1 protein-coding gene is annotated in these 1,262 nt (G+C 41.4%); it reads right to left on the reverse strand.

All coding sequences use genetic code 11. The annotated features are described in order from the left end of the window. Positions 1 to 40: 40 nt before the first annotated feature. Positions 41 to 1,191, reverse strand: a protein-coding gene (locus RG959_RS23770) for an IS3 family transposase (protein ID WP_342799269.1) whose coding sequence is annotated in 2 segments (ribosomal slippage) — positions 41 to 951 and positions 951 to 1,191 — 1,152 coding nt in all. Because the reading frame shifts where the segments join, the coding sequence is not laid out codon by codon here. Between the last annotated feature and the right edge of the window lie 71 nt (positions 1,192 to 1,262).

Genomic DNA, 1,262 nt, shown 5'->3' on the forward strand with positions numbered 1-1,262 from the left:
TGGATTTGAGTCAATAATTTGGACACAAAAAAGTTAAGTCTTAAGCAGTTCTTCTAATCAGATCCTCCATAGCTTGAGGTGTTTGATAGCCGATGCTGCTGTGAATTCTGTTTCTGTTGTACCAGCCCTCTATAAACTGAAACATGGCCAGCTTCGCTGCCCGGTAATCTGTGTACTGGGTATGATAGACTTCTTCTTTCTTTAATATGGCGTGAAATGACTCAATACAGGCATTGTCATAAGGACAGCCTTTCTGGCTGAAAGACTGCCTGATTCCGTGTTTTTGGACATGCTGAGTAAACTCACTGCTGGTATATTGTGAGCCAAGGTCGGTATGAAGAATTAAGCCCTTTCGGGGCTTTTGAGAAAAACAGGCGTTTTGAAGTGCTTCGATCACCAATTCGGAAGTCATAGAGCGAGAAAAAGAATAGCCAACGATTTTTTTCGAGTGCAGATCCAATACAGAAGCCAGATAGCACCAGCCATCTCTTACCGTAGGAATATAGGTAATGTCCGCCACCCACTTCTCATTGATTGTGCAGGTAGAGAAGTCTCGTTTTAAAAGGTTATCCAGCTGCACAACCTTTTCTTTTGAGGAGGAGGGACGGTACTTCTTCTTGGTAATTGAATGGATGCCTGCCTTTTTCATTAAGCGCTGAACACGCTTTAGACTTAAACAAAACCCGCTGTTTAATAAGGTTTTGTGAATTTTCGGAGCACCATAACGCGCCTTACTTTCCAGGTGAATCCGTTGGATTTCCTTCGTGAGTTCCTGGTTTTCCAGTTCACGTTTTGACGTCGTTTTTTCAAGAGAATTATAGTAGCTGCTTCTTGGCACAGCCAGCACTTCGCACATTTTCTGGACGGGATATTGATCTTTATGTTCCTCGATAAAATCGTTAAGCTCTGCTTCGGTTACTTTTTCGCGAATATGGCCATAGCCTTTTTTAGGATTTCTATTTCCTGTTTTAACCGAAGGTTTTCTTTCTGAATTTCGGCCAACTCTTTTGGTGTCAGTGCCTCTTTCTCTGAACTAATAGGGGTAAAGTCTTTCACCCATTTATAAATCGTTACGTCTGAGACGCCATATTCGCTGCTTAATTCTTTAACCGGGCTGCCAGAATGATACAAGTCCACAATCGTTTTCTTAAAGTCATCGTTATATTTTTTGCCTGCAGGTTTACGTTCCAATTCGGACACATCCTCTCAAAATAATTGTAAGGACTTAATTAAACTGTGTCCATGAAACTATACTAACTCCA

It is taken from the genome of Domibacillus sp. 8LH (assembly GCF_038806185.1).
In the GTDB taxonomy this organism is placed as follows: domain Bacteria; phylum Bacillota; class Bacilli; order Bacillales; family Domibacillaceae; genus Domibacillus; species Domibacillus indicus_A.